General features: G+C 71.8%; 12 protein-coding genes. 7 read left to right on the forward strand and 5 right to left on the reverse strand.

Annotated features, from left to right (window positions below):
• The first annotated feature begins 47 nt into the window (after positions 1 to 47).
• The 3 genes from Pmi06nite_RS18235 (at position 48) to Pmi06nite_RS18245 (ending at position 7,594) form a co-directional block, all read left to right on the forward strand.
• On the forward strand, positions 48 to 2,480 hold the full coding sequence (locus tag Pmi06nite_RS18235) for an endo-beta-N-acetylglucosaminidase (protein WP_203954236.1): 2,433 nt from the start codon (positions 48 to 50) through the stop codon (positions 2,478 to 2,480).
• An 81-nt stretch (positions 2,481 to 2,561) separates the two neighbouring features.
• A complete protein-coding gene (locus tag Pmi06nite_RS18240) occupies positions 2,562 to 6,758 on the forward strand; it encodes a glycoside hydrolase family 38 N-terminal domain-containing protein (RefSeq protein ID WP_203954237.1) in 4,197 nt (1,398 codons plus the stop codon).
• A complete protein-coding gene (locus tag Pmi06nite_RS18245) occupies positions 6,755 to 7,594 on the forward strand; it encodes a DUF7158 domain-containing protein (protein WP_203954238.1) in 840 nt (279 codons plus the stop codon). The genes Pmi06nite_RS18240 and Pmi06nite_RS18245 overlap by 4 nt, the downstream gene beginning before the upstream one ends.
• A 92-nt stretch (positions 7,595 to 7,686) precedes the next feature.
• Here Pmi06nite_RS18245 and Pmi06nite_RS18250 read toward each other — a convergent pair whose 3' ends face one another.
• On the reverse strand, positions 7,687 to 8,304 hold the full coding sequence (locus Pmi06nite_RS18250; RefSeq protein ID WP_203954239.1) for a TetR/AcrR family transcriptional regulator: 618 nt from the start codon (positions 8,302 to 8,304) through the stop codon (positions 7,687 to 7,689).
• 87 nt (positions 8,305 to 8,391) lie between these two features.
• Between Pmi06nite_RS18250 and Pmi06nite_RS18255 the strand changes: the two genes are divergently transcribed.
• Positions 8,392 to 9,147 (forward strand): SDR family NAD(P)-dependent oxidoreductase, encoded by a 756-nt coding sequence (locus Pmi06nite_RS18255; RefSeq protein ID WP_203954240.1) that lies wholly within the window; start codon positions 8,392 to 8,394, stop codon positions 9,145 to 9,147.
• A gap of 59 nt (positions 9,148 to 9,206) precedes the next feature.
• Here Pmi06nite_RS18255 and Pmi06nite_RS18260 read toward each other — a convergent pair whose 3' ends face one another.
• Entirely contained in the window at positions 9,207 to 10,430 is a 1,224-nt protein-coding gene (locus Pmi06nite_RS18260; protein ID WP_239113998.1) for an MFS transporter, read from the reverse strand.
• 86 nt (positions 10,431 to 10,516) lie between these two features.
• On the opposite strand from Pmi06nite_RS18260, the gene Pmi06nite_RS18265 reads away from it, so the two are divergent.
• Together Pmi06nite_RS18265 and Pmi06nite_RS18270 are read left to right on the forward strand one after the other, a co-directional pair.
• Complete coding sequence (locus Pmi06nite_RS18265) at positions 10,517 to 11,455, forward strand: GlxA family transcriptional regulator (RefSeq protein WP_203954242.1); 939 nt, start codon at positions 10,517 to 10,519, stop codon at positions 11,453 to 11,455.
• Positions 11,456 to 11,505: 50 nt separating this feature from the next.
• Complete coding sequence (locus tag Pmi06nite_RS18270) at positions 11,506 to 11,868, forward strand: YybH family protein (protein ID WP_203954243.1); 363 nt, start codon at positions 11,506 to 11,508, stop codon at positions 11,866 to 11,868.
• 85 nt (positions 11,869 to 11,953) lie between these two features.
• Here the strand turns inward: Pmi06nite_RS18270 and Pmi06nite_RS18275 are convergent, their stop codons facing one another.
• Positions 11,954 to 12,847 carry an alpha/beta hydrolase gene (locus Pmi06nite_RS18275; protein ID WP_203954244.1) on the reverse strand — a complete coding sequence of 298 codons (894 nt, stop codon included), beginning with the start codon at positions 12,845 to 12,847 and terminating at the stop codon, positions 11,954 to 11,956.
• A gap of 72 nt (positions 12,848 to 12,919) precedes the next feature.
• Positions 12,920 to 13,492, reverse strand: coding sequence for a nucleosidase (locus Pmi06nite_RS18280; RefSeq protein ID WP_203954245.1), 573 nt, complete (start codon positions 13,490 to 13,492; stop codon positions 12,920 to 12,922).
• 250 nt (positions 13,493 to 13,742) lie between these two features.
• Here Pmi06nite_RS18280 and Pmi06nite_RS18285 point away from each other — a divergent pair, with 250 nt between their 5' ends.
• A complete protein-coding gene (locus tag Pmi06nite_RS18285; protein WP_203954246.1) occupies positions 13,743 to 14,267 on the forward strand; it encodes a GNAT family N-acetyltransferase in 525 nt (174 codons plus the stop codon).
• 86 nt (positions 14,268 to 14,353) lie between these two features.
• Here Pmi06nite_RS18285 and Pmi06nite_RS18290 read toward each other — a convergent pair whose 3' ends face one another.
• Positions 14,354 to 14,686 carry a tetratricopeptide repeat protein gene (locus Pmi06nite_RS18290; protein WP_239094923.1) on the reverse strand — a complete coding sequence of 111 codons (333 nt, stop codon included), beginning with the start codon at positions 14,684 to 14,686 and terminating at the stop codon, positions 14,354 to 14,356.
• Between the last annotated feature and the right edge of the window lie 48 nt (positions 14,687 to 14,734).

Here is a 14,734-nt window from a genome sequence, read left to right on the forward strand (position 1 = left end):
CAGGGCGGCAAGGCCCCGTCCCCGCCATAGGGAAGGAACCCCCCACCATGCGACGACGTCTGCTGGCCGTGCTCTGCGCGGCCGTGACGGCCACCGCGCTCGGCACCGCGCCCGCCAACGCCCGCTCCACGCCTCACCAGGAGGCCGCGGCGCCTGGCGGCGGAGGCGACCAACCGCACGCCTCCTACTGGTACCCGAACACGATCCTCGACTGGAACCCGGCCACCGACCCCGACGCCCGGTTCAACCGGTCGCGCGTGCCGCTGCGGCACCGGACGGCCGACCCCGCCCTCAAGGCCAACGCCGGCGCCCACGCCGGGGAGGGCCGCGTCGCCTCACTCGTCTCGTTCGCGCCCACGTCCGGCAACCCCTCCCAGGGATCGCTCGACGCCAACTACTACGCGTTCGGCTACTGGCAGTACGTCGACAAACTCGTCTTCTGGGGCGGATCGGCGAGTGAGGGGCTGATCCTCGCTCCGAACGCCACCGTCATCGACGCCGCGCACCGCAACGGCGTCAAGGTCTACGGCACGGTCTTCTTCCCGCCCGGCGTGTACGGCGGGCAGTTGCAGTGGGTCAAGGACTTCACCCAGAAGTCGGGCTCGAGCTTCCCCGTCGCCGACAAGCTCGTCGAGGCCGCGAAGTACTACGGGTTCGACGGCTGGTTCATCAACCAGGAGACCGAGGGCGGGGACGCCGCGCTGGCGACCTCGATGCGCGACCTGGTCAAGTACGCGAAGGGCAAGAGCCCCTCGGTCGACTTCATGTGGTACGACGCGATGACCGAGAGCGGCCAGGTCAACTGGCAGAACGCACTCACCCCGGAGAACGACGCGTTCCTGTCCGACCCGCGCAAGGTCTCGGACTCGATGTTCCTCAACTTCTGGTGGTCGGCTTCCGGGCTGTCGTCCTCGCGGGCCGCCGCGCGGGCGCTCGGCCGCAGCGAGTACGACCTCTACTCGGGCATCGACACCGAGGCGAACGGATACAACACGAGCGTCTCCTGGGACGCCCTGTTCCCTCCGGGGCAGCCGCACGTCACCTCGCTCGGCCTCTACCGGCCCGAATGGACGTGGAAGTCGTCCTCCGGCCGCGCCGACTTCTACGCCAGGGACTCGCGCTACTGGGTGGGCGCGAACGGCGACCCGTCCGACACGACGACCACCTCGTCGTGGAAGGGCCTGGCGACCTACGTCGCCGAGTCGACGCCGGTCACGGCCAAGCCGTTCGTCACCGGTTTCAACACGGGGCAGGGCGACTTCTACAACGTCGGCGGCGTCCGCGTGCGCACCGGCGGCTGGAACAACCTGTCCGTGCAGGACGTGCTGCCGACCTACCGCTGGCTCGTTTCGTCGGGCGGCACGAAGCTCACGCCGTCGCTCGACTTCGGCGACGCCTATGAGGGCGGCTCGTCGCTGCGCCTCACCGGCAGGCTGGACGCGGCCAACACGGTGCGGCTGTATGAGACCAAGCTGCCGGTGACGCGCCGTACCAAGCTGTCGGTCGTGGTGAAGACCCCCGCCGCGGGGGCGACGCACCTCAAGGCGGCGGTCGCGTTCACCGACGCGCCGACGAGGTTCACGACGCTCGACCTGGGCCCGACGAGCGGCACCGGCTGGGAGCGCAAGACGCTCGACCTGTCGAAGTTCGCCGGGCGGAAGATCGCCCAGATCGGCCTGCAGGCGTCCGCGCCCTCAGTCGTCGAGTCCTACGACGTGCGAGTGGGCCAGATCGCCGTCTACGACGGTCCGGTGGAACGGCCCTCCCCGCCGGCCGAGGTCAGCGTGCTCGGCACGTCCGACGTGACGGCGACCAGGAAGTCGCTGCGCCTGACCTGGCGGTCGTCGGCCCACGGCTCGGTGCACCACTACGACGTGTACCGTCGCAACGCCGACGGCACCCGCACCTACCTGGGAGCCACTCCCAACAGCGTCTACTTCGTGCCTCGGCTCGACCGGGCCGGCGCCGAGACCTCCACGACCATCGAGGTCGAGGCGGTCTCCACGGAGTACGGCCGCTCCCCCGCGGCGAAGACGACCGTCGCCTGGACGGGGACTCCGCCGACCGAGACGAACCTCGCGCTCGACCAGCCGGCGACCGCCTCGAGCATGTGCAACGCCGGTGAGGGCCCGGAGAAGGCCGTCAACGGCAACGTGGCCGACAAGTGGTGCGCGCTGACCGCCGACAAGTGGCTGGAGGTCGACCTCGGATCGGTGCGTACGCTCAACCGGTTCGTGGTGAAGCACGCCGAGGCGGGAGGCGAGGGGGCGTCGTCCAACACGAGCGACTACACCATCCAGGTCCGCTCCTCGGCCTCCGACCCGTGGACCACCGCCGTGACGGTCACCGGCAACACGTCGGCGATCACCACCTCTCCCGTGTCGGTCAGCGCGCGATACGTTCGCCTGAACGTCACCAAGCCCACACAAGGCACCGACCCCGCCGCCCGCATCAACGAGTTCGAGGCCTGGGGCGCCTGACCCCCCGCACCTGCACCACCGCCGGTCGTCCCCCGCGTCGCGTGGGGACGACCGGTTCACCGATAGAAAGGACCAAGACCCGTGCCGGTCACCATCACCGCCGTGGAATCCACCGACCTGTTCGTCGGCGCGCAGGACGCACCACGTCAGGTGCTCCGCGTGGTGCTCGACGGACCGCCCGTCACCGTCACCGTCACCGGGCCGGGCGTCACGGGCGAGGCCACCGGCACGGGAACGGTCGAGGTGCCCCTCGACATCGCCAACCCCGTGGCCGGGGCCGAACTGCCGGTGACCGTGACGGCCGGCGAGGCGAGCACCGAGGCCGTCGTCACCGTGGCCGAGCCCGGCTGGACGATGTTCCTGGTCTCGCACTTCCATTACGACCCGGTCTGGTGGAACACCCAGGCGGCCTACACCTCGCCGTGGGAGCTCCTGTCCGGCGACGCGACCACGCGCCCGCTGTGGGAGCGCAACGGCTTCGCGCTGGTGGACGCCCACCTCGACCTGGCGCTGCGCGACCCGGTGTACAAGTTCGTGCTCGCCGAGATCGACTACCTGAAGCCGTACTTCGACCTGCATCCCGAGCGCCGGGCCGACCTGCGCCTGCTCATGGAGCGCGGCCAGGTCGAGCTGGTCGGCGGCACGTACAACGAGCCGAACACCAACCTCACCGGCGCGGAGACGACGATCCGCAACATCGTCTACGGCGTCGGCTACCAGCGGGACATCCTCGGCGGCGATCCGCAGACCGCCTGGCAGCTCGACGTCTTCGGCCACGACCCGCAGTTCCCCGGCTACCTCGCCGCCGCGGGACTGACCGGCTCGGCCTGGGCCCGCGGGCCGTTCCACCAGTGGGGCCCGATCCAGAAGAACTTCCGCGAGTCGAAGAACGACGCGCGGGTCATGCAGTTCCCGAGCGAGTTCGAGTGGATCTCACCGTCCGGCCGCGGGGTGCTCACCCATTTCATGCCGCACCACTACTCCGCTGGCTGGTGGATGGACTCCTCCCCCGACCTTGAGTCGGCCGAGCGCGCCGTCTACGAGCTGTACGCCAAGATCAAGCCGGTGGGGGCGACGAAGAACCTGCTGCTGCCCGTCGGCACCGACTACACCCCGCCGAACAAGTGGGTCACCGAGATCCACCGTTCGTGGGCGGACAAGTACGTGTGGCCGAGGTTCGTCTGCGGCACCCCTCGCGACTTCCTCGACGCGGTCCGGGCCGAGTTGGAGGCGACGGGCCGGCGGCCGAGCCCGCAGACCCGCGACATGAACCCGATCTATACCGGCAAGGACGTGTCGTACATCGACACGAAGCAGGCCCAGCGGGCGGGTGAGGTCGCCGCCGTCGACGCCGAGAAGCTCGCCACCCTCGCGGCGCTGGAAGGACTCGGGACCTATCCCGGCGCGGCGCTCGACAAGGTGTGGCGCCAGCTCGCCTACGGCGCCCACCACGACGCGATCACCGGTTCGGAGTCCGACCAGGTCTACATCGACCTGCTGTCCGGGTGGCGGGAGGCGCACGATCTCGCCGCGACCGTGAGGGACACCGCGCTCGACGCCCTCGCCGGGCAGGTCGACACCACCGGGGAGGGCGTCCCGATCGTCGTCGCGAACACGTTGTCGTTCGACCGCTCGGCCCTGGTCACCGTACGGCTCCCGCACGACGTCGAGGGCGGCCGCGTCCTGGACGACGCGGGCGCGGAGGTGGCGTGCGTGAACGACCGGGGCACGCTGCGGTTCTTCGCGGACGACGTGCCGGCCATGGGCTGGCGCACCTGGCGCCTCCTGCCGGGAGAGTCGGACGCGGAGCCGGCGTGGACCCCGGCCGACGGCGAGACCATCGAGAACGCGCGCTACCGCGTGACCGCGGACGCGGCGAGGGGCGGCGCCCTGAGCAGCGTCTATGACAAGGTGTCCGGCCGCGAACTGGTCCGCGGCGGTCACGTCGGCAACGAGCTGCGGGTCTACGAGGAGTACTCGGCGCACCCCGACTTCGGCGAAGGCCCCTGGCACCTGGTGCCGCGCGGCCCGGTCGTCGGTTCCGCCGACTCCCCCGCCACCGTGCGGGCCGAGACGAGCCCGCTGGGCTCCCGCCTCGTCGTCACGGGCACCGTCGACGGCCTGAACTACCGGCAGACCGTCACGTTGTGGCACGGCGTCGACCGGGTGGACTGCGGCACCCGGGTCGTCGACCACGCGGGCGCCGACCGGCTCCTGCGGGTGCGGTTCCCCGTCGACCTGCCGGGCGCCCTGCCGGTGAGCGAGGTGGCCGACGCCGTCGTCGGGCGGGGCTTCGCCCTGCCGGACGTGGACGTCGCCGACGCGCCGTGGACGCTCGACAACCCGGCCAACACCTGGTTCGGGCTCAGCTCGACCGCCCGCGTCTCGCTCACCGACCCCGACGGCACGCCACTGGGTGAGCGCGCGCTCGGCGTCGCGGAGGTCGTCGTCCCGGCGCTCGCCGACGCCGCCGGCGCACGTGACCTGGTGGTCGCGCTGGCCAGGGTCGGCGTGACCGCGACGACCGCGAGCGCGCAATGGGCCAGGTACGGCTGGCTCGACGTCGACTCCAACCTGCCGGACTTCCGCGTCCTGATCGGCGGCCCCGAGGACAACGAGGCGACCCGCGACCTGCTGGAGCGCGCGGGCGCGGACTACGCCGCCACGCTGGCCCGGCACGGCCGCGTCTGGGTCCCCGCGGACAAGCCGCTGCACGAGGTGTGGCAGCCCAACGCCGACCTGCGCGACCTGCGGGCGCTGCCCGCCCTCGTGGTAACCGATCCCGCCGCGCTGGCGGAGGACCTCGCGGACGCCCGCGTCTCCGCGGTCTGCCCGCGACCGATTCCGGCATCGGAGATCCTCACCGATCACACGGTCGCGCTGCTGACCTTCGGGTTGCCCGGGTTCGCCGTCGACCCCACCGGCGCCCTGCACCTGTCGCTCATGCGCTCGTGCACCGGATGGCCCTCGGGCGTCTGGATCGACCCGCCGAAGCGCACCGCCCCCGACGGCACGTCCTTCCAGCTGCAGCACTGGACGCACGACTTCTCCTACGCGCTCGTCTCCGGGGAAGGCGACTGGCGCGCGGTCACCCTCCCCGCGCAGGGGCAGGAGTTCAACCACCCGCTGTACGCCCGCGTCACCGGCTCGCACGAGGGGCCGTTGCCGTCGACCCGGTCGTACGTGCGGGTCGAACCCGCCCGTGAGGTGCTCCTCGGCACGGTGAAGCCCAGTGGCGACCCGATCGCCCGCGGCTCGGCCGTCGCCGCGGATCCGGCGCGAGGAGTCACGCTGCGCCTCGTCGAGTCGACCGGCAGGGGATCGGCCGCGACGCTCGGCGGAGCGCTGAACTTCACCGACGTGTACGCCGCCGACCTGCTGGAACGCCAGGGCAAGCCGCTCATGGGGGCCATCGGGCTCTCCGGGAGCGAGGTCGCGACCGTCATCGGCGTGCCGGCCTCGGCCCGCCGGGGCGGCGGCTCGCTGGGCCCGTCGGCGGAGGCCGCCCAGCCCGTGCACGCGCGGTACTGGCTGCACAACCGCGGTCCCGCCCCCATCGGCTACCTGCCCGTGTCCGTGGCGGTCTCCCCCGGGCTGCTCCGCACGGACGGCGAGCCCGTCGAGGCGTCGGTGGTCATCGCCTCGCAGTTGCGGGACGCTCCGGTGGAGGGCACCGCCGAGCTGATCGCCCCGGAGGGGTGGTCGGTGACCCCGGCCCGCCGCCCGTACCGGCTCGAGCCCGACGGTCACGTGCGGTTCCCGGTGACGCTGACCCCGCCCACCGGGACGGAGCCGGGGCTGTACTTCCTCGCCGCCCGCATCGAGCACGACGGTCAGAGCGTCGAGGACGTCGTGACGGTCGCGGTGGGCGACCTCCCCGCGTACCTGCCCGTTCCCGGTGACATCCCCGAGGACTGGGCGGCGGCCCAGGGGACGACGGCCACGACCGCGCGTGACACGGGACTGTCGGTCGACGTCGTCTCCACGACCGTGCGGGTCGCTCCGGGCGGCCACGCGGTGCTCGGGGTGACGCTCGCCAATCGCACCCGGGGCGAGATCCGCGGAGAGCTCCAGGTCGTGTCGCCCTGGGGAACCTGGGACGCCGTCACCGTCCCGGTGCGCGGGTTCACGCTCGCGGCGGGCGCGACGGACACGGCGACGTTCGACGTGACGGTGCCGCGCGACGCCGACCCCGGCGCGTACTGGGCGCTCGCCAAGGTGATGTGGTTCGGCCGCTGCCAGTACGCCCCGACGGTCGAGCTGGTCGTGGCCCCGTGACCCACGACCACGCCGGGTCCCTCGTGAGCCACGGCGCCGGGCACCGGCACACGCATGCGGCGTCCCCCGCGCCCTCGGCCTCCTCGGCGTCCCCGGCGTCCCCGGCGGGCGGCGAACCGTCGGCACCGGGCGTCGGTCCCGTGCTCGGATGGCTCGACGGCCGGCCGCTCCCACGGGCCGATCTCGACCACCGGCTCGCCGCCCTGCGCGGCGGGCCGCGGTCCTCGGCGCTGCCCGAACCGGGCAGCGCCGAGGACCGGCAGCTCACGCGCTGGGTCGCCCAGGTCATGCTCACCGAGCTGCTGTGCGAGGCGGAGGCGGAGCAGCGCGGGCTCGACGTGGGCGCGGCCCCCCCGGTGCGCCTCGACCAGCGCGCCGCCGTCGAGCTCGGCTCGATCACCGCCGCGGCCTTCGAGGGCTGCGGTGCCGTACGAGCCGTGTATGAGGCGGTGACCGCCGACGTGACGGTGCCGGAGGAGCAGGCGGCGGCCTACGCGGCGGCGACGGCCCGGCCCCCTGCCGAGTCCGAGTGGCGGCTGTCCACCACGGACGGCGACTTCGACGCGGCCCCCGGCACGTTGCCGGAGCGGCTCGCGTCCGCCCTCGCCGGCGCGGCGCCCGGGCAGACGGTGACCGTCGACGGCCTCACCATCACCCTGCTCGGCACGCGGGAGCCGCGCAATCCGCCCGGGCCCGGTCCGCGTCTGCTCGACGCGGCCCGGCGTCTGGCCTTCGTCCGCTGGCTCGACCACGCGCGGGCGCACCGGCTCCGGCTGGTGCCGGGGCTGGAACATCCGGGCGACCCCGCCCAGCCCGACAACCACCACCGCCACTGAGAGGTCCCGCCGGCCGGCCTCCCCGCCCTTCGATGAGGTGCCGAGCCGGGATCTGATTCGCCGGCTTCACGATCGGCCGGCGGCGGGTCTCCTCAGTGATCCGCCGGATGACGGTCCCGGCTTTCACGGAGGTGCTGGATGGCCACGTCGAGCGCGGCCTCCAGGTGGGTGAGCCGTCCGGTCGAGAGCATGATCACGACGCCCCCTTGAATGCCGGCCAGCAGCGCGGCCGCCGCCTGCCCGGCGTCGAGCCCGGGATCGATCTCGCCCTGCTCCTGCATGGCGCGGACACCGGCGGCGATCTCGCCCTGCCACCGGTTGAGCAGCTCAGTGAGGACGGCCTGGGCTCCCGGGGTGCTGCGGCCGAGTTGTGAGACCACCGCGTCCAGCGGGCAGTCCCAGGCCTGTCGGCGGTAGCGCTGAATCAGCACGTCGCGCCATTCCTCCCAGGCACGCCAGGACGTCAGCCGGCTCAGCTGCGGCTGCTGGTCGCTGAGGACGCGGCCGGCCTCGTATCGCGCCACGGCGAGGAGCAACTCCTCCCTGCCACCGGGGAAGTAGTGGAACAGCTGGCTCTTGCTCGTGCCGGTCCTTGTCCGCACGTCGTCCAGCGTGGTGGCGGCGACGCCATGCTCGCGGATCTCCGCGGCGGCGCCTTCGATGATCCGCTGCCGCGTCGCACTGCCTTTGGGGGTCAACTCCCGGGTCACACCGCACACCTCTCGACTGGACTTGCCGGTCCAAATTTATGTTGCGACGTTGGGGCTGTCCAGTTTCACCCTGATCGGGGGCACCACATGACCGCACGACTGCAGGACCGATCCGCACTGGTCACCGGCTCCACCGACGGCATCGGCGTGGCCGTCGCCCAGGCCCTCGCGGCGGAAGGAGCACACGTCATCGTCAGCGGCCGTAACACGGACCGCGGGAAGGAGACCGTCGGCGCGATCGAGGAGGCCGGGGGCCGGGCCACATTCGTCGCCGCCGACCTCGGCCGGGGAGCGGCCGCGATCCGGGAACTCGCCGACGCCGCGACCGAGGCCGCCGGCGGGACACTCGACATCCTGGTGAACAACGCCGCGCTGCTGATCGACCCGGCGCCGACCGCGGAGGTCGGCGAGGACCTGATCGATCAGGCGCTGCGCGTCAACGTGAAGGCCGCCTTCCTGCTCACCGGCCTCATCGCCCCGGCGATGGCCGCACGCGGCAGGGGCGTCATCATCAACATGGGCTCGATCAACGGCCTGTTCGGCATGGCCCACTCCGCGCTCTACAGCGCCACCAAGGCGACGATCCACTCCCTGACGAAGTCGTGGGCGGCCGAATACGGGCCGGCCGGGGTCCGGGTCAACACCGTCGCCCCTGGACCGACCCTCACCGAGAAGATCTCCGGCATCCAGGACCGCCTGGCGCCGATGATCGCCGCCATGCCCTCGCGGCGTGCCAGCACGCCGGCCGAGGTCGCCGCCGCCGTGGTGTTCCTGGCCGGCGACGACGCGTCCAACATCCACGGCGCCACCCTCTCCGTCGACGGAGGGCGCGCGGCCGTCTGACCGCGGGCCCCTGCCGAATCCGGCGCGGGGTGGCCGCGGCGTGGGACGGCCCGGAGAGGTCAGACCCGGCGGAGTCTCCTGATCGGCGGGATGAGCAGCAGCGCCGCGCACACCGCGGCGGCGACTCCCGCCGAGAGGAGGAGCAGGTCGCGAGGCTCGACGACGGAGGACAGCGGGCCCACCAGGGCCTGGCCCACCGCCACGCCGGAGACCGAGCCGGCCACCTCGTAGGCGGTGACGCGGTTGAGGACGTCGGGCGCAACCTGGGTCTGGACGCTGGTGGACCACATCACCGACCAGAAGGCCCAGGCGGCGCCGCCGATCAGCTGACCGGCCATCAGCGCGGGGAGCGGGAGTTCCAGGGCGGCCGACAGGGGGATGCAGATGAAGCCGATCATGGCCACGGCGCCCGCGGCCAGGGGGCGGACTGGACGGAAGCGGATCGCGACGAGGCCCCCGATGACGGTTCCGGCGCCCAGCGCCGCCATCGCCCAGCCGTAGGCGGCCTCGCCGAGGCGGTCGCCGATCATCCGGGAGCCCAGCGGGATGTAGGGGCCGAAGACGAGCATGCCGAAGAACACCCAGACCAGGATCACCGACCACATCCACGTGCGGGAGCGGAATTCCGTCCACCCGCGCCGCAGGTCGAGCAGAACGGTCGAGGGCTCCCCCGCCTCGGCGCGGGGGGCGAACCTGATCAGCGCCAGGCAGAGGGCGCTCAGCAGGAAGGTCCCCGCGTCGAAGGCGTAGACCGCGCCCGCGCCGATCAGCGCCATCAGGATCCCCGCCAAGACCGGGCCGCCGAGTTGCGTGGCCGCGTCCGCGATCTTGAGGGTTCCGTTGGCGCGCTGGGGGTCCTTCGCGACGAGGGTGACCATCCCCTTGCCGCCGGGCTCGAACATCGCGGCGGCCGTCCCGGACAGCGCGGAGGCGCACAGCAGCAGCCACATCGGCGGGACTCCGGCGAAGAAGGCGACGGCGACCACGCCCTGGGTGACGATCCGGACCAGGTCCGCGCCGACCATCATGGCTCGCGCCCCGACCCGGTCCGCGAAGACCCCGCCGAACAGAACGAACAGAACGAAGGGCGCGGTCCAGACGGCCAGAACGTATCCCACTCCCGAGACCCCGTAGACGGCCCCGACCGCCAGCGCCGCCGCGACCGGCAACATCGCGTCGCCCAGCAGCGACACCACGCGAGCGGCGAAGTAGAGCGAGAAATCCTTGGTCCAGAGCCTTGCGGGGACGCCCGGGGACGCTTCGCGATCAAGGATCGTGGTCATTCGACGATCTCCATGACCAGTCATCCTGGACATGCGGCCGCCCCCGCACAGGCGTCCAGAATGACATCATTAGGTACATTCGTGCCATGAAGCACCGTGTGGTCGCCCTGGTCGGCCCTCCGCAGGAGATGTATCCGGTGACCTGCGCGGCCGCCGTGTTCGGCTGCCACGGCCCCGACATCCCCCAGCATTACGACTTCCGGCTCTGCGCCGAGCGGCCCGGCCCGATCCGGACCACGATGGGCGCCGACATCGTCGTCACCGACGGGCTGGAGGCCCTGGCGGAGGCCGACACGATCCTCATCGCGCACTGGTGCGCCGGGCCGGACATCTCCGCCGAGCTCGGCGACGCCGTCCTGGCCGCCCACACCCGCGGCGCCCGGATCGTCGGGATCTGCTCGGGCATCCACATCCCGGCGAGCCTGGGCCTGCTGGACGGCCGCAGTGCCGCCGCCCACTGGGAGGTCGCCGACGAGCTGGGCCGGCGCTATCCGCGGGTCCGCGCCGACGCCACCGTGCTGTATGTCGATCACGGCGACGTCGCGACCGCGGGGGCCTCGGCCACCACCGTCGACCTGTGCCTCAACCAGGTCAGGCGCGAACACGGCGCCGCCCTGGCCATGCGGATCGGCCGTCAGCTGTCGGCCGCCCCGCACCGGGAGGGCTGTCAGCGCCAGTACCCCGCGCTGCCGACGACGGGCCCGGTCCCCGACTCCCTCGCCCCGCTGCTCGACTGGATCTCCGCCAACCTCGACCGCCCGCTGACCCTGGAGGACATGGCCGTCCGGTCGGGGATCTCACCGCGCACCCTCAGCCGCCACTTCTCCGAACAACTCGGCATCTCCCCCGGCCGCTGGGTCCTCGACCGGCGCATCGCCGGCACCCGCGCCCTGCTGGAGGAGACCGACCTCCCGGTCGAGACGATCGCCCAGCGCGTCGGGCTCTCCTCCGCGGTGAACCTGCGCCGCCGCTTCCACAACGCCCTGAACACCACCCCGGCCGCCTATCGCCGCTCCTTCCGCTGATCATTCAAACCGTCAGGCCGTACGAGGTGTCGTGATGGTAGAAATTCGGCATGGATCATGCTGAAGCGCAGCGGTTCGCTGAGGAGTGGGCGGCGGGATGGAATTCCCATGATCTCGATCGGATCATGACGCACTACGCCGCTGAGGTGGTCTTCCGGTCGCCGCTGGCCGCACGCATCATCGACGGGTCCGACGGTGTCGTCCGTGGCGTCCAGGCTCTGCGCGCGTACTGGGCCGAGGGACTGCGCCGCCATCCCGACCTGCGGTTCGAGGTCGTCGCGGTGTACGTCGGCCTCGACGGCATAGTGATCAACTACCGGGATCAGACCGGTCAACCGGCCGCCGAAGTCCTGATCTTCCGCGACGGCCTGATCGTCTCGGGCATGGCCACCCGCGGCCCGGATGGGTCGTGACCGGCGACCTTGGCCGGCCGTCCCCGCTTCATGAAGCGGAGCCGACCGGTGCCCGAGCAGGTGATCCAGCGGGCCCGCGCCGTCGCTAGCGTACGGAGCAGACGGCGGATCCGATCACGGACGCCACGGCGTCCGGGTGGGATATCAGGGTCAGATGGGAGCCGCCCCGGAACTCGGTGATCTTCGAGTTGGCCCGATGGGCCATGGCCCGCTCCGAGGACGGGGTGATGATCCGGTCGCCGGTGCTGATGAAGAACCAGGACGGGATCGTCTTCCACGCCGCGGCCTTCGACGGCGTCATGAACGCACTGGTCGAGGCGGCCCGCTGGGTGGCCCACAGGCGGACGGCGACGTGCCGGGGCAGGTCCGAGGCGAACGACCGGACGAATACGTCCTTCTTGAGGTAGAGGTCGGCCGCCCCCGCGGGCGCCCCGGAATAGGGCACCTTGTCGTAGAGGGTGGCCGGATCCGCGTTGAGGGCGGAGTCGGAGCCGCTGAGCCCGCCGGTGGTCTCGCCGACATCGGGCGCCGCGGCGTCGACGTACACCAGTGCCTTGACGTTCGGCACATCCGCGGCCGCGTTCGTGATCACCGAGCCTCCGTAGGAGTGCCCCACGAGCACGATCGGGCCGGAGACGGTCTTCAGGAAGTCGGCGACGGACGCGGAGTCCGTGGTGAGGTCCCGGAGCGGATTCGCCACGGCCCGCACCGGATAGCCCGCGCGCTGCAGGAATCTCACTTCGCCGTTCCAGCTGGAGGCGTCGGCCCAGGCGCCGTGCACCAGGACGACCGTGGGCTTCACGCGTCCCGGCGACGGACAGCCCACGAGCGGGGACGGCTCATGCGCCGCGGCCGCCTGGACGCCGGTTGCCGACGACGCCACAGCCGATGCGGCGATCACGATGAGCGCCACCAGAGGCGCGGGCCGTCGTGTCGTGCGTGCGGAACTCCTTGTTCTCCGCTCCGGTTCGAGATTCATGTTTCTCCCCCTCCATCTCCGGTACGGCTGGTCGGCCTGCGGGGAGTCGGGCGATCGTGCTCGGGGGCGGCGTCAGGCGAGGTGCTTGACCACCCAGTCGTGCAGAGCACGGGCGGAGTCCACCACGGACTCGCGCCAGGTCTTCGCGGCGCCCTCCCCCGCGTCGTCGCTGACGTGCTTGACCAGGCGGATGGGAACGCCCGCCTGCTGGGCGACGGAGGCCAGGGCGTAGCCCTCCATGTCGACCAGATCGGCGCGGGCGGCGAGCGCGTCCCGCGCCGTGTCGTCCGCGATGAAGGAGTCGCCGGTCGCGAGGACGGGCCCCTCGGCGGACAGCGTCAGGGGAGCGCCATAGGTCTCACCGGTGAGGCCGCGCAGGACCGCCGTATCGAGATCATGCTGGAACACGGTGCTCACCACGTGGGTGCCCGTCCAGCCGGTACGCAGCGCCCCCGCGGTTCCCAGGTTGATCACCGAGGACGGCAGCGGACCTCTGCCCAGCACGCTCGCCAGCGCGGACGCCGCGTTGACCTTCCCCATGCCTGTCAGCAGCACCGGCAGGCCCCCGTCCAGGAACTGCGCCTCCTGCTGGACGGCGAGGACGAGAAGGGGCCGGTCAGAGGTGATCGTTCCGCTTAGTTCCATAGGGACTACCTTAGAGACGCGCTCATCAGGGTAAACGGGCTGCCCTACCGCCCGGAGGGCACAACTCATCATCGCCGCAGCCGCACCTCCGCCGCCTGACCTGCTACCACTCCGCGCGGCTCAGGAGGCACGGCGCGCGACGTGCGGCATGCCCCGGGAACCGCCCCCGCGCCCGCGGATCTCGCGAGGTAAGGTCCAGGCCAAGCACGCGATCTTGGCGGACGGACGCACCACAAGGGGAGGTGGCGCGATGAGCGCGCCTGAGGTACGACTGCGGCCGGTGACGGAGGACGATCTCGCCATGTTCCGGCGTTTCGCCACGGAGCCGGGATTGATCGGCCTGGACTGGACGGGCTTCCGCGATGCGCAGGCCCCGGCGCGACGCTACGCCACCGACGGTTACCTGGGCGAAGATGACAGCAGGGTCATCGTCGAGGTCGACGGCACAGCCGTGGGCTTGATGAGCTGGTCGGCCCGAGGATTCGGGGTCTCCCGATACTGGGAGATAGGGATCGCCCTGCTTCCGGACTGGCGCGGGCGTGGCATCGGCTGGCGCGCTCAGGCGATGCTGTGCGACTACCTGTTCACGCACACTCCAGCCGAGCGCATCCAGGCGACCACCCACCCGGAGAACATCGCAGAACAGAAGTCGCTGGAGAGGGCCGGCTTCACATTGGAGGGCGTCCTACGCGCGGTGGAGTTCCGCGCCGGTCAGTGGCGCGACGGCTGGATGTACAGCAGGCTGCGGAACGATCCGCCTCCAGCAGGTCAGTGAGCGGCCGGCGCAGTCCGTCCAGCGGAACAAGCTCAGCCACGGCCGGCCCCACGCGAGGAACCCCCCAAGAGGAGCCCGAGGCCGTCTCAGGCCCCGATGACCAGGTCGGCGGCGGACACGGAGACCTCGATCTCCCGGGTCTCCTCCATCCCCATGGCCAGGGCGAGCTTGTGGTGACGGCGGGCCTCGTCGGCCCGGCCGCGGCGCTCCAGGGTCCGGGCCAGCGCCTCATGCGCCCAGCCGTTCACCGGGTCCAGCTCCACCAGCGTCCGGAAGGCGTCCTCCGCGCGGCTGAGCTGGGCGCTGTGGAAGTACGCACGCCCCAGCAGTTCGACGACCGCGCGATTGCCCGGATCCCCCTCGGCGATGGGCGCGAGGATACGGCTCGCCTCGGCGTAATCCTTGGCGTCGAAGAACATCTGGCCGCGCTGGAACTCGTCGTAGGACACCGCTTGTCTTCCTCTCCA

The organism is Planotetraspora mira, from assembly GCF_016863275.1.
Classification (GTDB): Bacteria; Actinomycetota; Actinomycetes; order Streptosporangiales; family Streptosporangiaceae; genus Planotetraspora; species Planotetraspora mira.